At 56.0% G+C, this 17,645-nt stretch carries 13 protein-coding genes; 5 read left to right on the forward strand and 8 right to left on the reverse strand.

Annotated elements, in window-relative coordinates:
- The first annotated feature begins 26 nt into the window (after positions 1–26).
- Positions 27–806, forward strand: a complete 780-nt coding sequence (locus tag Mal52_RS13860) for an SDR family NAD(P)-dependent oxidoreductase (protein WP_145376798.1) — start codon at positions 27–29, stop codon at positions 804–806.
- Positions 807–1,184: 378 nt separating this feature from the next.
- Positions 1,185–1,814: an RNA polymerase sigma factor gene (locus tag Mal52_RS13865; protein WP_197533939.1), complete on the forward strand. Its 630-nt coding sequence runs from the start codon at positions 1,185–1,187 to the stop codon at positions 1,812–1,814.
- 128 nt (positions 1,815–1,942) lie between these two features.
- Here the strand turns inward: Mal52_RS13865 and Mal52_RS13870 are convergent, their stop codons facing one another.
- Together Mal52_RS13870 and rlmB are read right to left on the reverse strand one after the other, a co-directional pair.
- Complete coding sequence (locus tag Mal52_RS13870; RefSeq protein WP_145376800.1) at positions 1,943–2,692, reverse strand: sensor histidine kinase; 750 nt, start codon at positions 2,690–2,692, stop codon at positions 1,943–1,945.
- Between the two features lie 346 nt (positions 2,693–3,038).
- Positions 3,039–3,791: a 23S rRNA (guanosine(2251)-2'-O)-methyltransferase RlmB gene (rlmB, locus tag Mal52_RS13875; RefSeq protein ID WP_145376801.1), complete on the reverse strand. Its 753-nt coding sequence runs from the start codon at positions 3,789–3,791 to the stop codon at positions 3,039–3,041.
- Between the two features lie 532 nt (positions 3,792–4,323).
- Here rlmB and Mal52_RS13880 point away from each other — a divergent pair.
- Positions 4,324–5,673 carry a DUF1501 domain-containing protein gene (locus Mal52_RS13880; RefSeq protein ID WP_145376802.1) on the forward strand — a complete coding sequence of 450 codons (1,350 nt, stop codon included), beginning with the start codon at positions 4,324–4,326 and terminating at the stop codon, positions 5,671–5,673.
- 68 nt (positions 5,674–5,741) lie between these two features.
- Here Mal52_RS13880 and Mal52_RS13885 read toward each other — a convergent pair whose 3' ends face one another.
- Positions 5,742–6,188, reverse strand: coding sequence for a hypothetical protein (locus tag Mal52_RS13885; protein ID WP_145376803.1), 447 nt, complete (start codon positions 6,186–6,188; stop codon positions 5,742–5,744).
- 767 nt (positions 6,189–6,955) lie between these two features.
- Here Mal52_RS13885 and Mal52_RS13890 point away from each other — a divergent pair.
- Positions 6,956–8,746 (forward strand): redoxin family protein, encoded by a 1,791-nt coding sequence (locus Mal52_RS13890; protein ID WP_197534903.1) that lies wholly within the window; start codon positions 6,956–6,958, stop codon positions 8,744–8,746.
- A gap of 75 nt (positions 8,747–8,821) precedes the next feature.
- Complete coding sequence (locus Mal52_RS13895; RefSeq protein ID WP_145376804.1) at positions 8,822–10,165, forward strand: DUF1501 domain-containing protein; 1,344 nt, start codon at positions 8,822–8,824, stop codon at positions 10,163–10,165.
- Between the two features lie 201 nt (positions 10,166–10,366).
- Here the strand turns inward: Mal52_RS13895 and Mal52_RS13900 are convergent, their stop codons facing one another.
- The 5 genes from Mal52_RS13900 to Mal52_RS13920 all read right to left on the reverse strand — a co-directional run bounded on the left by Mal52_RS13900 (position 10,367) and on the right by Mal52_RS13920 (position 17,637).
- On the reverse strand, positions 10,367–11,665 hold the full coding sequence (locus Mal52_RS13900) for a hypothetical protein (RefSeq protein WP_145376805.1): 1,299 nt from the start codon (positions 11,663–11,665) through the stop codon (positions 10,367–10,369).
- 124 nt (positions 11,666–11,789) lie between these two features.
- Entirely contained in the window at positions 11,790–12,395 is a 606-nt protein-coding gene (locus tag Mal52_RS13905; RefSeq protein WP_145376806.1) for a hypothetical protein, read from the reverse strand.
- A 118-nt stretch (positions 12,396–12,513) separates the two neighbouring features.
- A complete protein-coding gene (locus Mal52_RS13910; protein WP_145376807.1) occupies positions 12,514–13,020 on the reverse strand; it encodes a hypothetical protein in 507 nt (168 codons plus the stop codon).
- Between the two features lie 110 nt (positions 13,021–13,130).
- Entirely contained in the window at positions 13,131–14,588 is a 1,458-nt protein-coding gene (locus Mal52_RS13915; protein ID WP_145376808.1) for a DUF1501 domain-containing protein, read from the reverse strand.
- A gap of 4 nt (positions 14,589–14,592) precedes the next feature.
- The gene (locus Mal52_RS13920; RefSeq protein ID WP_145376809.1) at positions 14,593–17,637 is read right to left on the reverse strand and encodes a PSD1 and planctomycete cytochrome C domain-containing protein; all 3,045 of its coding nucleotides are present in this window, start codon (positions 17,635–17,637) and stop codon (positions 14,593–14,595) included.
- Positions 17,638–17,645: the final 8 nt, after the last annotated feature.

Raw genomic sequence — 17,645 nt, forward strand, 5'->3', positions numbered from 1 at the left:
CGCCTATCTTTCACTGCGGAGATACAATGCAACTCTCGGATAAAGTGATCGTGGTGACCGGCGGCGGCGATGGGATTGGCAAGGCGCTCTGCCTCCGGTTTGCACAGGAAAAACCGCGCGGCATTGTTGTCGCCGACCTCGACGAGGCGGCCGCTGCCAAGGTGGCCGAAGAAGTTGGCGGCTTGGCTGTCGCTTGTGATGTGGGGCAGGAATCGCAGATTGTGCAGTTGGTCGAGGCAGCCAATGCTAAGTATGGTGCGATTGACCTGTTTTGTTCCAATGCCGGTATCGCCACCGGCGGCGGCGTTGATGCCAGCAACGAAGAATGGCAGTTGATCTGGGATGTGAACCTAATGTCGCACGTCTATGCGGCCCGCGCTGTTTTGCCGCAGATGATCGAACGGGGCAGCGGGTATTTGTTAAACACCGCTTCCGCCGCGGGACTGCTCACGCAAATCGGATCAGCCCCCTATGCCGTCACCAAGCATGCTGCAGTGGCATTGGCCGAATGGTTGGCGGTGACGCACGCGGACGACGGAGTGAAAGTCTCTTGCCTCTGTCCGTTGGGCGTCCGCACAAAAATGTTGGAGAATTCCGGCGAAGTCCGGGCATTGCTCGAATCAGATTCGTTGGGCCCTGACGAAGTCGCTGAAGCGGTCGTTCGCGGAATCGACGAAGAGAAATTCTTGATCTTACCGCACGAGGTCGTGGCTACTTACGTACAACACAAAGCGGGCGACCCCGATCGGTGGTTGCGAGGCATGTCTCGATTGCGAAAAACGATGCTCGACACGGCCGGTGATTGATTTCGGCGGTGAATCGCTCGCGGGAAAGCAAATCTCATTGAGATTTAGCAGTACAAATTCGGTGGTCGCCCTACAGGAGCGTGTCCCCTCAGATGGTTGTCCCGGTCACTGATTTATTGTCTTGTCCGGTTCCAGACCAGCGCATGCACAGTTTTCTTCTCGAACCCGTTTCCTGCTCGATATTGCGGCATGCGTCGTGGGGCTGGGGTTGAGAAGTGCAATCTGATTGGGGAGGATCAGAATTGGGCTGGTTGCGAGGCTATCACATCGTTTAGGCTGGTGTTCGGGAATGCGGAGTCAAACGACCTGAGCAGGCGGGATCCGTTTCAATGAGGCATTCGTCATTGAATCGATTTGGCCAAGTGGGGGGAAAGTCCTGTGTTAGACGTCACATCGGAAAGTTGCGAATCAAGTTCGGGCGCTCAAGAAGTTCAAGAGATTTCCGCGGCGCGTAAAGGCGATGCAGCTGCACTCGGTGCGTTGCTGGAAGCATGCCGTTATTACTTGAGATACATTGCCCAAAAAGAGTTGGGTTGCGACTTGCAGGCCAAGGAAGACGCTTCGGATTTGGTTCAAGTCACCATGATGAAAGCGCAAGGCAAGTTTCAAGATTTTCAAGGAGGAGATCACGAGGCATTGCGGCAGTGGTTAAGAAAAATTCTGCTCAATTCGCTCAAGGACTTCTACCGCAAATATAAAGACGCCGAACAACGTAAGGTCAGCAAAGAGGTACATCTCGACAATAGTTCGCAACGAATGCGAGTTGAGGAGTTGATTGCCGATGATTTAACGCCGAGCAAAGTCATCATGAATGACGAGCGCGAAGCGGCCTTGAAGAAAGCCTTGAAACGTTTGCCCGAAGATCAACAGCGCGTGATCTATTTGCGATCTCGCAAGCACATGGGCTATTCAGAAATCAGCCAAATCATGGACCGTTCCGCCGAAGCGGCGCGGCTGTTGTGGATTCGTGCCGTGGAACGACTCGCTGCGGAATTACGGCAAGAATAATCGTGGCTAAGAGGCGTTCTCTGCACCGACACTAAGAGGCGTCCTCTGCACCGACACAGAGCGCTGGCCTCGCGATTCCGGGACGCAACACAAGTGCTCTCGTGTTCTGAAACGATAGCCTATTAGGGCTAGGTTTGAATGCCACGGGGAAGAGAGAAGCCAATTTTCGCTCCGGCTCCCTTTTCACTTTCTAAGGTCATGTTTCCGAAGTGCTGCTCGATAATGGAACGGCAAAGCCCCAGCCCGATCCCCATTCCATTGGACTTGGTCGTGTAAAACGGTTCGAAGACCAACAATTGAATTTCGGCAGGAATTCCCACTCCGGTATCGGTAATCGTGACATGCAGGAATTCATCGCCATTGGTCGCCGTTTCCACGCACAGTTTTCGCTCGCCGCGGTGACCAGCCATCGATTCAATGGCGTTGAGCAACAAGTTCATAATGACCTGTGAAATCAACGTACGGTCAGCCACGACCATTGGCGAAGCGGCCTGCAATTGCAGACTGATTTCAACCCCTTCGTCTTCTGCCTGATTCCGCACGAAATCCACACCCATGGTGAGCATTTCGTGCAGGTCGAGAATTTCGAATTCGGGGGCTTGTTTTTTGCTGAAATTTCGGGCGCGGCGCGTAATGTCGTTTGCCTGCATCGCAGTTTCAGCGATTTGCCTCATGAGCGAAATAAGTTCATCGGTCGTGATCCGGTCGTTTTCCAATCGATGCACACAGCCGTTGGCATAATTGGCGATGACGGTTAGCCGTTGTTGGATTTCGTGGGCCAAGCCTGCTGCTAATTCACCCATTGCCGACAAGCGGTGCGCATGTTCCAAATCATCAGGCACGGTCGAGCAGTCTGTTTTTGGGGCGGCAGCCAACATAATTTGCCTCCATCTGGCAATGCAGTTTTGGCGGGGAAGAATGGGAGGGTCAATTTTTTGGGGCAGGGGCTTAGGGGAAAACCAGTAGATTGTTGAGCCCTGCTATATAACTAGACGTAGCGCCGGCCAATTCTGTACGGGAATTCCCTGCAATTTGCAGAAATTATGAGCCCGTCCAAACGGAAAGGCTCTTAAGTCCTTGTTGTTTAAGGCTTTAAGAGTCTTGTTTTGTTTTCTCAAAATCGCGGACGAATGGGGGTGGGCACCCCTTTTTCGGTTTTTTCGTTCGCGATAGGAAAAACAGCGGTTGCGGCGATAACCTCTTCTCAGGAAATCATTTGCGGTTTTAGCTCAACGAGGCAATCAGAATGCCGGTTGCAACAGACACGTTGAGCGAAGTGACGCGGCCGCGGGGGGTGAGGCGGCAGACGGCGTCGCAGTTTTCCAGCGTTCGTCGTCGCAGCCCCTTTTCTTCATTACCGACGACCAATAACCAGTGGCGGTCCCGGTCAACCTCAGCCAAGTCGGTTTCGGCGTGTTCCGAAGTCCCCAGCACCCACAATCCCGCGGACTTTGCTGTCTCTAAGGTGCGGCTCAGGTTGGTTTCCAAGGCGAACGGGACATCGTCCAATCCACCGGATGCGACATCGTAGACGGTGGAATTCAAGGGAGCCGAGCGGTCTTTGGTGACGATGATGCCTTGCACGCCAAAAAATGCCGCTGAGCGGAAAATCGCCCCGACGTTGTGCGGGTCCTGCAGGCAATCCAGCGCCAGCCACACACCGTAAGGTTCGCCTTCTTTCCAGGTTTTGGCCTTTCTAAATAGATTCTTGACCTCGACCGACTGGCGTGGCTGGACAACCACTTCGCCGGCACCGGTGCGTCCCCCTTCTTTGGCAGCGCCAGCTTTCGGCCGCCGACGAGACTCCCGGCGTTCGGCACCATAAATGACAGGAATTCGATGTTCTTCAGCGATTTGCACAACATCGGCCCAGGCTCCCGATGGGCGTTCGGTCGTGATCCGGACTTCACTGACATCCTTGGGGCGTGTTTCCAGCGCCGCTAGAACACTATGGGGGTTTCGCAGATGCAAAGGCACGGTTTGTGTGGCAGCCTTGTGTTCGGATATCGTGGAAAACCGCGTCGAGACGTCGCGGGAGTGGCCGGATGTTAACGGATCTTCAACGCAATTTCATCTGCCGGTGACACATTAATCTGCTGGCAAGGGCATGCCGTCTCCAAGTCGTTGGGATGGAAGCTTTGACGGAATAAACGACTGGTTGTCTTGTTTTTGCTAAAGGTTCACGGCGATGACGCAATTATTTCGTTCTCAAAAGGCGTTTGGCAACAATGGCCAATTCGTGGAAGTCGTGTATCCGGTTGGAGTTGGGGTGTCTTGAAACGGGGGTCGCTCTTGACAGGGAAGGAGCCGTCGATTAGGCTAAATGTCACATCAAGCGATGTTGAAGTGTTCCCCACTCAACGAACGCGTCGATGTAAGAATTGTCCCACACCGGAAGGACAGTTTTTATTGGTTTGCCTCCCTTGCCGGTACCTACCGTTGAAACGAAATTCGTCCTCTTCCGAGGCGAACGATTCGACCTGAGAATTCTGCTAAAGGATCTCCATCCATGCTCTCGTTCTACGGAAAGAAGCAGCGATACTGCGACGGCGTTTCTCGCCGGGAGTTTTTAAAGGTTGGCGGATTTGCCGCCGGCGCACTCGGTGGGTTCGGCCTACCGCAACTCTTGCAGGCCGAAGACGCTGCGGGAACCGGGTCGTCCCATAAATCGGTGATTCACATTTTCCTGGGTGGCGGACCTCCGCACCAAGATATGTGGGAAATCAAAACCGATGCTCCGAAGGAAATTCGAGGCGAATTCAACCCCATTGATACCAACGTGCCGGGTATTCAAATTGGCGAGTGCTTCCCCAAAATCGCGGCCATGATGGACAAGATGGCTGTGATTCGTTCAGTCGTGGGCTGTTCGGGAGGGCATGATTCGTTCCAATGCTTCAGCGGTTGGAATCGGCGGTCGCTGGACTCCATCGGGGGACGTCCCAGCATTGGATCAGCAGTCGCCAAACTCAAAGGCACGGTCGAACCAGCCGTTCCAGCCTCGGTTGCACTGGCGGCAAAAACCAGACATGCGCCTTGGTCGTATCCGGGAGGCCCAGGTTTTCTGGGTGCCGGCTTCAGTCCGTTTCAGCCGGAAGGCGAGGGCATGGCCGATTTGAAGTTGAACAACGTTTCACTCGATCGGTTGTCGGATCGCAAGAGCTTGCTGAAAGGGCTGGATGGCTTACGACGCGATGTCGATGCCTCGGGCATGATCAATGGCATGGACGCGTTCACGCAAGCCGCGTTTGGCGTGCTGACATCAAGCAAGCTGGTCGACGCGTTGGACATCAGCAAAGAAGACCCAAAAATTCGCGCACGCTATGGCGATGGAAAACCCTACAAATATCAATACGACGGTGCCCCGACTTGCAACGACCATCTGCTAATCGCCCGTCGATTGGTGGAGGTGGGCGTGCGTTCGGTCACACTCTCTTATGGCCGCTGGGACAGCCATGGTGCCAACTTTGACCTCGTGCGGCATCACGGCACGCGTTTGGATCAAGGTGTCGCAGCCCTGGTGCAGGACCTGGACGAGCGGGGTATCTTGGATGACGTCACCGTGATCGTGTGGGGTGAATTCGGTCGCACGCCGCGGATCAACCCGGGAGCCGGACGCGATCACTGGCCACGCGTCAGTTGTGCATTGCTGGCTGGCGGAGGAATGCAAACCGGACAAGCCATTGGTGCAACGAACCGACTGGGAGAATACGCTCAAGAACGTCCGGTCGACATGCAGGAGGTCGTCTCCACGATTTATCACAACCTGGGCATCAATCCGATGACCACCACGCTGCAAGATCCAACGGGACGCCCGCAGTTCCTGACCGACATTCGCGAACCGATTCGTGAATTGGTCTAAAGCAGCGTCCCTGAGACCGTGAATTCAATTCACCCGCCCCGGAGCGATTCGGCGGCGGGTGTTTTTGGTTAATCGCCGGCTCCAACTTCCATGGTGTAGGCCATTTGGATGATGCGCGTTTCGTGCCGCTGATGGGCAGTGAGCATGGTCATCCATTGCCGCAATTCCTGGCGAAGACGTTCGGCGATTTCGTCGAGGTCGCGCCGCTGCTGGATCTGATTTCTAAACAGATACAATTCGTCGAACAGCTCTTCACGCTGTTCGTGCAGGGCATCGACTTGCCGCGACCAATTGGGGAATTCTTCCAGCACTTCTCCCAGGTATTCGCTGCCGTCATCATTCATGTCACTGGGAAGTGTATCCAACAAGGCGTTGAGCACCGCAAGCAGCCAGCGACGCGTGTCGCGATTCGGCGGTTCCTCCAGTAGATCGCGCAGGTCGCCCAGAAGAATATACTCCAAAGCCATATTCTCGCGGTTCGAGCGATTTGTGCTGTGATCAAACGAATGTGACATAAGCTGTCCTCCATTGCTCCGATTTTCCACGATCGGCAACCTGGTCGACTTGGTCGTGATCGCTTGACGAATTAAACCGCCCCACCGCATGTGCAATCGGTAAGGACAATTAACAACCGTTGCCCATGACGAAGTTCGTCAAGGGCATACGTTCATAGCGGGGCCGTCATGATGTGCGAACTACAGTGTTCTCGCCGGACGACAACTTCGGTCACACGATAACGCGTGCCGATGCGTTTGCCGCTACGAGTCCGTTTGCGTGAAATGCGAATCTAGAGGTGTGGGGCTTGGGTAGAGAATGAACTCATTTCCCAAATCTAACGGATAGGATAAGCCCCTCGGATTCGACTGTCAAATTTTTTTCTGCGTTTGTCTCTTTAGTCTACGAAAGATAGATGGGATTTTAGCAGTTTCGCGACTGTGAAAATCCTCAGACGGGATGGTTGTCACACCGGACTGCGGTTATTCTGTTGAAAGGTATCCGGGGACGCGAACACTGCCGCGGGAACGCGATTCAATCGCTTGGATGTTTGGCGGATTTGCGTGTCGCGAACTGTGTTTGAGTTGTCGTAAGCGAAATTGGTTTTGTAATTCCTATCCGTATTCGGCGTTCGCAATTTTTTAAACCTAGCTGTGATTGTTTCGTGCCCGTGAATTGATTTCCAAGGGCGATTCGGAACGCACCGCAGGGTTTGAAAAAACGGCGGCGAACACGGACGTCGCAACACGCTTGCGACGATCGCGATCCACTGGGGAAGGAATGTCAAATGCTGCTCAATCGTTTCGTCGTGGGACTTTTATTATCCGCCGTATCCGTTGGTCTGCTCGGACGCGATGTCGCCGCGAAGGAGAACAGCGTCAAGATCGGCCAACAGATCGAAGCCTTGACCTTTAAGGACATTCGCTTTTTGCCGCGCACGCTTGACGATTTCGGCGACAAGCAGGCGGTGGTCATCATTTGTGCCAATACCACCTGCCCGCTGGTGAAGCGGTATCTTCCCACGATCAAACGGTTGGAAGAAAAATATCGTGACGATGGTGTGCAGTTTGTGTTGTTGAATGTCGCAGCGAGCGATTCGTTATTGGAAATGGCGGAGTTCGCTGTGCAATACGGAATCGACTTTCCCGCAGTCAAAGATGCCGACGGTTCCTGCGTCGCAGCATTGGGTATGACGCGGACCCCGGAGGTCGCGGTCTTAGATGGCCAGCATCGTTTGCAATACCGGGGCCGAATCAATGACCAATATCGCATCGGCGGCGCACTGCCGAAAGCGACACACGAATACCTTGCCGATGCGATTGACGCGGTTCTCAAGGACGAACCAGTCGCTGTGCCGCAAACGCCGGTCGATGGTTGCTTGATCACGTCGCCAACACCGGTGGAGCCCAACGAAGCGATTACTTTTACCAAGCACATTGAGCCGATCATCCGCAAACATTGTGTGGAGTGCCATCGCCCGGGAACGGAGGCTCCGTTTGGCTTGACCACCTACGATGAGGTCGCCGGTCAAGGCGAGATGATTGCCGAAGTCGTCGCCGACGGGCGGATGCCGCCACGGTTTGCCGGGCATCAATTTAAGGAATTCTACAATTTAAGGGAGATGACCTCCCAGGAACGGGAAAAAATCGAGCAGTGGGTTGCGGCCGAAATGCCGCGGGGGACCTACGATGGCATTCAGCCTCCGGCAGCTGTCGAACCGGTTTCCGAAGGTTGGGTGATCGGTGAACCGGATTTGGTGCTGACGATGGTAGAGACGCATCAACTGCCGGCCGACGGATACATTGATTACAAATATGTCACCTTGCCGCATGTGTTCACTGATGACACCTGGGTGCAGGCGATTCAGATTCTGCCGGACAATCCCAGCGTCGTGCACCATTGCAACATTCTCTCGATTCCTGTCGGTGGCAATTGGCGCAATGCGGCATTCATTACCGGTAAGGTTCCCGGTTCGGGACCGCTGACGCTCGCCAACGGTGTCGCCCAGCGAATTCCGGCCCATAGCGTCTTGGCGATGCAAATCCATTACACCTCCACCGGGCAACCGGAAGAGAGCAAAATCTCCGTCGGTTTTCGTTTCGCGCGAGGGAAAGTGAAAAAAGAGCTGCGGCACATTTTGCTGAAAAATAATCGCTTCGAAATTCCCCCCGGCGATGGCAATCACCCAGTGACTTCCTCACAGACTTTGGAGGAAGCGACGCACGGGTTCGGGTTGTTTACGCACATGCATCTCCGCGGCAAGGATATGACCTATCTGGCGCATTATCCGGACGGGAAAACCGAGACGCTGTTGATCATTCCCAACTACAGCTTTGACTGGCAGATGGGCTATCGCTGGAAGCCGCACACAAAATTATTCCCCGCCGGGACACGATTTGAGGTCGTCGCGCATTTCGATAATTCGACGTTCAATCCATTCAATCCCGACCCCAAAGATACCGTGCGCGAGGGACAACAGACCTTTCACGAGATGATGTACGGGTTTTATTTCTATACGCATGCCAATGAAGACCTGAATATGGAGGTCGACCTCAAGACTGGGCATGCGGTGAAATAAGTGACATGTGGTCATCATCTTAAAAAGTCCGTTGCGAACCCTAAGTTTACGTGACATTAGATTGGAGTCTCGGCCATGAGGACGTATCGCTCACAGCCGCACGTGAACCGTCGCCAACTGATGCAACTCGGCGCGGTGGGGGGATTTGGCCTGACGTTGCCAAGGTTATTGGCGGCCGAGAATGTCACAGGCGCAGCGACGTCAACGGCGAAGATCAAGTCCTGCATTTTGATCTTCTATTATGGCGGTCCCAGCCATATTGATACGTTCGACCCCAAGCCCAAGGCGAGTGCCAATGTGCGGGGGGAATTTGCGACGATCGCTACCTCCGCACCGGGAGTATTCGTCGGCGAACATAATCGGCAAACCGCCCGCGTGATGGATCGTGTCGCCGTGGTGCGGAGCATGCAGCATCCGATGCGAAACCACAATTCGGCCGCCGCCGAAGCGTTGTGCGGGCGGACACCGGGGAACGGCGATTTGGAATTGTTGGCTGACGACGCGCTGAGTTTTCCGTGTTACGGCGCCTCGCTCAGTTATTTGTGGCGGGACCAACAACTAGAACTGCCGGCGGTCGCCCTGCCCCACTTAATGTACAACGTCGTGCCGCTGCCGGGGCAGACCGCCGGGTTTCTCGGCTCAGCGTATCAGCCGTTTCAAATTGACAAAGATCCCAATCAGCCCGATTTCAATGTCGAGACGCTGAATCTGCCCGGCGATGTGACCAGTACACGGCTGGCACAGCGACGGCAGTTGATGCAGGGAATCGACGTGAAAGCCTCCGCGTCGAAACTGGCCACCTACTACGAAACGGCGTTTTCGTTACTCGGTTCCGAAACGGTGCGCCGCAGCCTGCGGATTGCCGAAGAGCCTGCGTCGTTGCGCGAAAAATATGGCCGCAACAAATTCGGGCAAAGTCTGCTCTTAGCGCGGCGGTTGGTCGAAGGGGGCGTGCGGTTCATCACGGTGTATGACGGTATCCACAATGGCCAGACCGCCAACTGGGACAGCCACAGCGACAACTTCGCCCGGCATCGGGATGTGCTGATTCCTCCCACCGATCAAGGTTATGCGGCGCTGATCGAGGATCTCCAACAGCGTGGTCTGCTCGACGAAACCTTGGTGATCGCCCTGGGCGAATTCGGCCGCACACCGCGCATCAATGGCAATGGTGGCCGCGACCACTGGCCCGATTGTTTCCACGTTCTACTGGCCGGCGGCGGCATCCGCGGCGGCGCGGTCTACGGCAGCAGCGACAACATCGGCGCATACCCCGAAACCAACCCCGTCACGCCGGGCGACCTGGCAGCCACGCTATTTACGCGTTTCGGCATCGACCCCAAGCACGAAATCCACGACATCACCGGACGGCCGTATCCGTTGGCGAATGGGCGGGCGTTGGGGGAGTTGTTTGGGTGATTCGGGGTGTGACGTGGGGGACGCCGTGCGGAGTGAATGAGAGGAGCGAACTCATTAAGCCACGTACTACGCGGCATACACAATATCTGCCAAATTGAAATGACCAATGCAACCGACCCTACGTCTATTGCACAAATATCCGCCGATTACGACGGCAAAGCCGTCGGTTTGGGATTTGTTCAATGGCAAGGCCTGTTCCGGTTACTTGATCTCACGGACCGCGAGTTTTGCTTTGACGAGTGGAAAGACCGTGTGCTTATCGGCGCGGCTGTCGCGGATGACTTTGAGGGTGATGCGTTGGGCATTCAGGTCGATCTTCAGTGAGCCGGGCAGATAGCCTTGCTGTGTGAGAAATTCATTCTCGATGGCAGCTTCGTCGGGCGGTGCGTCCTGGAAGACGTGGAGAATTTCGAACACGACTTCGCGCACTAAGTCTTCGTCGATCTGGTCGGCTGTCAACTGCACGCGGACTTGGTCCCGGGTGACGACACGGTTGAACGACTCGGGCAGGCGTAGGTAGTGGACGTGGATTTGGTCGATTTGCTCCACGCCGACGATTTCCGCCGCTTCCCAACGCGTGCCGATGCGTTGAGCGACGACTCGCATGCCGGGTGTCAATTCTGCTTCCGGTTCCAGAGCGATCGTTCCCGGCGGTGGAGAATCATTTCCTTGCTGACGAGTCTTCGTCCGCACTGTTTTGGAATAATCCGGTTGCACACCAGCGGGTAAGTCTCTACGCGGTTTCGAGGCGGTTGCCGGGGGGACAACGACCGGCTGTCGCTCTTTGCGCGGATTCGGAGACCGGTCTTCGCTGCGCTCGCGCGGTGTATTATGCACGATCCTTGGAGCTTGACGTTCCTCGCGCGGCGGTTGCTGCTGAAATCTGGGTGCCTGTCGCTGTTGTGCGCGCGGACGCTGGGCGACTTGGCCGCCGGGAGGGAAGACAATGAATTGCACGCTCAGCGAGACAAAGAACAGGGCAACAGCGGCGACGAGTCGCAGCAGAGGACGGGCGATCTTTCGCCAGTCGCTGATCAACATATAGATCACGTAGAAGGGGGTCAGAAAAAGACACAACAGGCCCATCGGGGCCCCGTCTTTGAATGCCACGATGAGCAGGCTGATTTGGCCCCAAAAATAGATTCCCAGCCCCGTAAAAGCAGCCAGGAGAATGTAGGATTTGCCAAACTTGGGCACCATCAGGGCCACGGGAAAAAACAGCACGAACACGCCGGCGATGATCATCAGCGGCAGCCAACCGGCCAACCCAATAGGCTGCGAGGACGTCTTCCGCGCAGCACCAGATTTCCCGCGCCGCCCTCGCCGGGAGGTTCCGTAATCATAGAGCGGCAGCGGTTCCTCATCCGGCAAGTCGGACCGTGAATCCAGCGGCACACGCATCGCCTCGCCACACGTTTTACAGCGGAGCGTCTTGCCAGCATATTTCTCAGCCACCTGAAACGGGCTGAAACAATGGCCACACTCGACAGAGATCGACATCAGGTGGGCTTTCGGGGTTGGATTGGGGATTGGGCAGCTTGGATGTGACGATAGAGATGCTGATTGTATCAATTCGTGTTGGGAGCGTTCAAATGTATGGTGGGGGCACCTAGCAGTAGTTCGATCATTGAAATTGAAAAAAAGTCATCCAAAGGTAAGCAGTGGCTGCCACCAAGGCCAAGCCTAGAACGATATGGACGAAATGGTAACGGTTTGGTTGGAGCACAGTCGCCCAGCCGCCAAGCAAAAGTACGCCCGCTGAGAAGCAGATTGAAAATGTCATGGCGATTGCATAAACGAATTGCGGCACGATGGGAAAGAGCCGGTAGAGAAAAGATCCACCAACGCAACAGATCGCTGCCGCATCAAGACAATTAAGTATCGTACGGAATTCGCTTACAGGTATTTCCGGAGGCGGCTTAAAGTTCCTGCTACCAAGCAATAACCATTTGGAGACTTTGAGCAACAGATAAATCCCCAGCGTAATGCTGGGGATGCTCAATAAGGCGTACCCTAGGAGAAAACCGGATGCGGATCGCCAATATGAGTCATGCGGCATCCGATCTCTGATAATCAAATTGCCTACCAGGGCGATGGTGAGGCCACAGAGTATTCCATTCAGTATGCCGATACGTCTTACCCAATCACGAGTCGCTTGATCGCTGTTCGACCCAGCATCATTCGTGTCAGGCGGTTTGGGTTTTAACGATTTGAAGAAACGACGGAACATGTTGATCGCCTAGACGATGTTTCTCGATACCTTACGTTACATTCACTCTCGTGTGCCAGCACATTGGCAGGTAAAGGTGGTTTTGGCCCGCTCAGCCAACCCGACGGTTTCGTGTCCGTCATGAAACCGTCAAACCGGCCGCGTCGTAGGCAATCTGTAACAATCGTTTGTCCTCAGCTTCGTTGAGTCGAGAGGCGATCCATACTGACGAGCCGGTCTCGGGAGTTGGATCCGCCCGTTTTATTTCGGGAAACGTTGCCATATCGGCGACGGGAATTTTGATTTGAATCGAGTGTGTGCCGCTGGCAATTGCAAAAATGACTTTAGTGTCTGGATGGGCTAACGCGGCTTGAGCACGAACAATCCATCGTGCGTCGCATGGCAGGTCCTCACCGGCACGCTCCCACAGATAATCGTGCAAGTCGGGATGACCATCGATCTGGCGCATGATGGCATTTCGGCCGCGAATTTCCTTGATTCGTTCGGAGTAGGAATACGTGGGGCAGAACTTATGGAGTGGGCGGAGAATCGTGTCGTTGGCGGGGATTATGAAATCGCCGATTGATTCGACTTCGTCAATTGGCAGCGGATCAGGGATTAATGATTTGAGGAGTCGGTGGAGCATTTTTTGCCAAGGTACTAGATCTCAAAGGATGTTTGGGGTCGCACAGCGGATCCTATCGTGACATGAAAATGAACGCCGTTAACGACGGCGAAGCCGTCGGTTTGGGTTGGTCACGCCAGCAGTGCTTCACGGACCGCTCCGTCGCCGGCGGGGCCGATGAGGCGGTTGTCTAGGCCTTGGAAGGGGTAGGTGAAGCGGTGGGCGTTCATGCCGAGTTGGTGGAGGATGGTCGCTTGCAGGTCGGGGATGCTCATTTTGTCTTGCGTGACAAAATAGCCCAGGTCGTCGGTCTCACCGTGCGTGATGCCACCCTTGATGCCGCCGCCGGCCATCCAGATACTGAAGCAGTGCGGGTGGTGGTCGCGGCCGAGGAATTTGGAGCCGTTTCGCTCTTCGTTCATACTTGTGCGGCCGAATTCTCCGCTCCAGACGACGAGCGTTTCCTCCAGTAGTCCCCGGTTTTTCAAATCGCGCAGTAGTGCGGTGATGGGGCGGTCGATTTGTTTGACCTTATCGGGCAGGCCGTAGACGATGTCGTTTCCCTTGCCGGTGCCGTGAAAATCCCAGCCCCAATCGAACAGTTGCACATAACGCACCCCCTGCTCCACCAACCGCCGCGCCAGCAAACAGTTGTTGGCAAACGAGGCTTGGCCCGGCTGCGTGCCGTAGGCGTCGTGGATGTGTTTGGGTTCGCGGCCGATGTCCATGACCTCCGGGACGGCCATTTGCATGCGGTAGGCGAGTTCGTATTGGCTGATGCGGGAGAGTGTTTCGGGATCGCCGACGGTTTGCAGTTCGATTTCATTCAGCTTGCGGAGCGCATCCAAACTGCGGCGACGGACGTCGCGGTCCATGCCTTTGGGATTGGAGACGTACAGAATCGGCTCGCCCGTGGTGCGGCATTGCACCCCTTGGTAGACCGAAGGCAAAAAGCCGGTGCCCCACAGACTTTTGCCGCCACTGGGATCGGTGCCGCCACTAAGCAACACAACAAAACCGGGCAGGTTCTGGTTTTCACTCCCCAGGCCATAGGTGATCCACGAACCCATGGCCGCGGCCCCGAAGCGTGGCGAACCGGTGTAGAGCAATAGCTGTGCGGGGGCGTGGTTGAATTGGTCAGTGTGCATCGACTTGATGACGGCAACGTCATCGATCATCGAGCTCAGGCCGGGCAGCAGCTCGCTGACAAGCGTGCCGCATTCCCCTTGCGGCGTGAATTTGTAGGGCGTGCCGAGCAGTTTGGGGTGTCCTTTGATGAAGGGAAAGCGTTGGCCTTTCATCAGTTCATCGGGACAAGGCTGCATGTTGTGTTTGACCAGTTCGGGCTTGAAGTCAAACAGTTCATGCTGTGGCGGCGAGCCGGCCATGTGGAGGTAGATGACGTTTTTGGCCTTGGCGGCAAAGTGCGGCTGTTTGACTGCCAAGGGATTGACCGCTTCGACGTTCGGCGCGGCAGCCGTCGCGTTGCCAGAGAGCGCGGCGAGTGCCAAGCTGCCGAGGCCGACATTGCAATTGCGCAGAAAATGCCGCCGCGTTTGGAGGAGCGCTTGTTGATGGGCGATATGCATGGGGTCAATTCTTGCTTAAGACGGCATCGAGATTTAATAACACATTGGCGACAACGGTCCAGGCCGCGAGATCCGCCGGTGGCATCCCGTCGGGCAGTTCTCCCAGCGGAATCGTCGCCAACTCGGCGGCAGCGGTTTTGTTTTGTTGATAATGCGTAAGTTCGGTTGTGAACAGTTCCGTCAATGCGTCGACTTGTGCATCGGTTGCCGGGCGGACGAGGCAGAGCCGCAGCGCGAAACAGACGCGCTGGTCGGTGGTATTGCCCCCTTCTTTAAAGATGCGGCGTGCCAGGGCCTGCGCTGCTTCGACATAGACCGGATCATTGAGTGTTACGAAAGCCTGCAGCGGAGTGTTGGTGCGGATGCGGCGCATAGCGCAGACTTCGCGGCTGGGGGCATCGAAGGTGGCCATCGACGGATAGGGAACCGACCGTCGCCAGAAGGTGTACAGCCCGCGGCGGTATTTGTCTTCACCGGTGCTCGTGGCCCACTTCCGGTCACGCCCGTTGAACGCAGCCCGCCAAAGTCCCGGGGGTTGCGGCGGAAAGACAGAGGGTCCGTGAATTTTGCGACTCAACAGACCGCTCAGCGCCAGCGCCTGGTCGCGAACCATCTCGGCTTTGAGACGAAATCTTGGGCCGCGCGACAAGAGCACGTTGTTCGGGTCGTGTTCAAGCAATTGCGGCGTGACCTGTGCGGATTGTTGGTAGGTGGCGGACAGGACCATCTGTTTGAGGATCGCTTTGGTATCCCAGCCGAGTCGCACATATTCCGTGGCGAGCCAGTCGAGTAATTGTGGGTGACTGGGAGGGGCGCCTTGTGTGCCAAAATCTTCTTCGGTGGTGACAATGCCACGACCGAACAAGCGAGCCCAGTAGCGATTCACGGCGACGCGGGCCGTTAATGGGTTTTCCGGATCGACGAGCCATTGAGCGACACCAAGTCGGGTGGCGGGCATTTTCGAGGCGGCGGGATGAAACGCGACCGGCAGTGCGGGCGTGAGTTCCTCGCCATGCGTGAGGAAATTCCCTTTGACCATCAGATGCGTCGTACGGTGTTTCTCGACGGGCAGTTCTTGCATCACGGGGAGGGTCGGAATCGCGGGCTTGGCGGCTTGCAAGGCGGCGATTTTATCACGAAGTGGTTTTAGTGCCGGGGCATTCTCGCGAAAATACTTGTGCACCTTTTGAGACTGGGCGGCGTCCCGTGCAGTCGACGGTGTCTCGATAATCGCTAGTATCTCCGCAGGTAGTTCCAATCGCTGGGCAGCGGCGGGATCGTTGGTGATTGCAATGCGAAAGCGTCCGAGCGTTTGCCGGGGTTTTTCATTTTGATGTTCAATGCGGAAGGTGAGCGTTGTTGCCGCGTCGGAGGTTTGTGTCAGCGGTTCTTTGAGAATGAAGACAGCCGCGTGCGGTTGTTGTTGCTGTGAATCGACGGACCAACCTTGTTTTTTGAGATCCTTCGCCGTCGTTGCGGCTTGTACCGAGAAATTAGTGGTGGAATAATCTGCCGCGGCGCGGTCCCACGGTTGATCCACGTCATCAACTTTCAGCGCAAACTGCGAGAGTACAAAATTGCCCGCTGCACCACGGCCGGATCCAGCCTCGGGCAAAGTGGGATCGGGGATCACCTCGAGTCGAACAGCACTCACGTTCCGGAGGCTTGTCTGGCTGGTGATGGTATAGGTATCGGTCGCGGGGGAATCACCGCCGGCCAGGAGGGAACCGTCCGGTAATGACTGGAACGTGGTCCCATTGGTCGACTCGATGTTTTGGGGAGTGATAACAAACCATGCGCCGGAGTTTTGCAGGTTGGTTTCCCAGGCCGTTTGTGCTGCGGCAATTTCCGGGGTTTCTAGTTGAGCGCGGGCTTTGGCAATTTCGGCATCGAGTCTCTGGTTCTCAGCTGCGATTTCCGCGGTAGGGGCGGGGATGGTTGGGGATTCATTCGGTTGGTCGTTGTCGCTGGTCTGATTGAAGAAGGCGTAGAACTGGTAGTATTCTTTTTGGGCGATCGGGTCGTACTTGTGGTCGTGGCAAGTGGCGCAGCGCATCGTCAGGCCCATCCAGACCTGCATGGTGGTGTCGACACGATCACGGACAGCGGCGACGCGGAATTCTTCATCGTCGGTGCCCCCTTCGGTGTTGGTCATCGTGTTGCGATGAAAGGCGGTCGCCATCCGTTGCTCAAGCGTTGCCTCAGGGAGCAGGTCCCCGGCGATTTGCTCGATCGTAAATTGGTCGTACGGCATGTTGTTGTTGAAGGCGTCGATCACCCAATCGCGGTACCGCCAGATTTCCCGTAGTGGATCGGAGCCATACCCTTTGGAGTCGGCGTACCGTGCTAAATCGAGCCACATTTGCGCCCAGCGTTCGCCGTAAGCCGGGTCTTGCAGAAAGGCGTCGACCAAGTTCTCGTAGGCCTGCGGATCGTTGTCGTTGACAAATGCGTCGACTTCTGTGGGCGTGGGGGGGAGGCCGCGCAGGTCGAAACTGAGGCGACGAATCAACGCGTAACGATCCACGCGCGGCGAGGGGGCGAGGTCGGCCTGTTCGAGTCGATTTAGCACGAAGTGGTCGATCGTATTGAGCGGCCAGTTGCTGTTGGTGACTTTTGGCGGTTGGGGACGCGTCGGTTTCACAAATGCCCAGTGACGCGCATAAGGGGCGTCTTGGTTGATCCACCGGCGGAGCAGATCAATTTGCGATATTGTGAGCGGATCTCCTGTCTCGACCGGAGGCATGCGCAGGCTGTCATCGTCTGCGGTGATGCGGGCGATCAGTTCGCTCGATGCGGCGTTGCCCGGAACAATGGCCCGCTCACCGCTGTCTGTTTCGCCAAGGGCCGCATCGCGCAGGTCGAGTCGCAAGCCTCCCTCGCGGGAGCCGGCATCGGGGCCGTGGCAGGGGAAACATTTCTTGGACAGGATCGGGCGGACGTCACGATTGAAGTCCACCGGTTTTTGATCAGCCGCCGCCAACGGGTCGGCTGTAACCAATGCTCCCAGAAACGCCGTCACAATCAGTAACGGTGCGTATTGCTGCATCGACGGAC

It is taken from the genome of Symmachiella dynata (genome assembly GCF_007747995.1).
In the GTDB taxonomy this organism is placed as follows: Bacteria; Planctomycetota; Planctomycetia; order Planctomycetales; family Planctomycetaceae; genus Symmachiella; species Symmachiella dynata.

Bases quoted from the DNA above. Each gene is read 5' to 3' on its own strand.
- Mal52_RS13910 (WP_145376807.1), bottom strand. From the start codon at position 13,020: ATGCTCCACCGACTCCTCAAATCATTAATCCCTGATCCGCTGCCAATT.
- Mal52_RS13895 (WP_145376804.1), top strand. From the start codon at position 8,822: ATGAGGACGTATCGCTCACAGCCGCACGTGAACCGTCGCCAACTGATG.
- Mal52_RS13880 (WP_145376802.1), top strand. From the start codon at position 4,324: ATGCTCTCGTTCTACGGAAAGAAGCAGCGATACTGCGACGGCGTTTCT.
- Mal52_RS13905 (WP_145376806.1), bottom strand. From the start codon at position 12,395: ATGTTCCGTCGTTTCTTCAAATCGTTAAAACCCAAACCGCCTGACACG.
- Mal52_RS13885 (WP_145376803.1), bottom strand. From the start codon at position 6,188: ATGTCACATTCGTTTGATCACAGCACAAATCGCTCGAACCGCGAGAAT.
- Mal52_RS13900 (WP_145376805.1), bottom strand. From the start codon at position 11,665: ATGTCGATCTCTGTCGAGTGTGGCCATTGTTTCAGCCCGTTTCAGGTG.
- Mal52_RS13890 (WP_197534903.1), top strand. From the start codon at position 6,956: ATGCTGCTCAATCGTTTCGTCGTGGGACTTTTATTATCCGCCGTATCC.
- Mal52_RS13920 (WP_145376809.1), bottom strand. From the start codon at position 17,637: ATGCAGCAATACGCACCGTTACTGATTGTGACGGCGTTTCTGGGAGCA.
- Mal52_RS13860 (WP_145376798.1), top strand. From the start codon at position 27: ATGCAACTCTCGGATAAAGTGATCGTGGTGACCGGCGGCGGCGATGGG.
- Mal52_RS13870 (WP_145376800.1), bottom strand. From the start codon at position 2,692: ATGTTGGCTGCCGCCCCAAAAACAGACTGCTCGACCGTGCCTGATGAT.
- Mal52_RS13915 (WP_145376808.1), bottom strand. From the start codon at position 14,588: ATGCATATCGCCCATCAACAAGCGCTCCTCCAAACGCGGCGGCATTTT.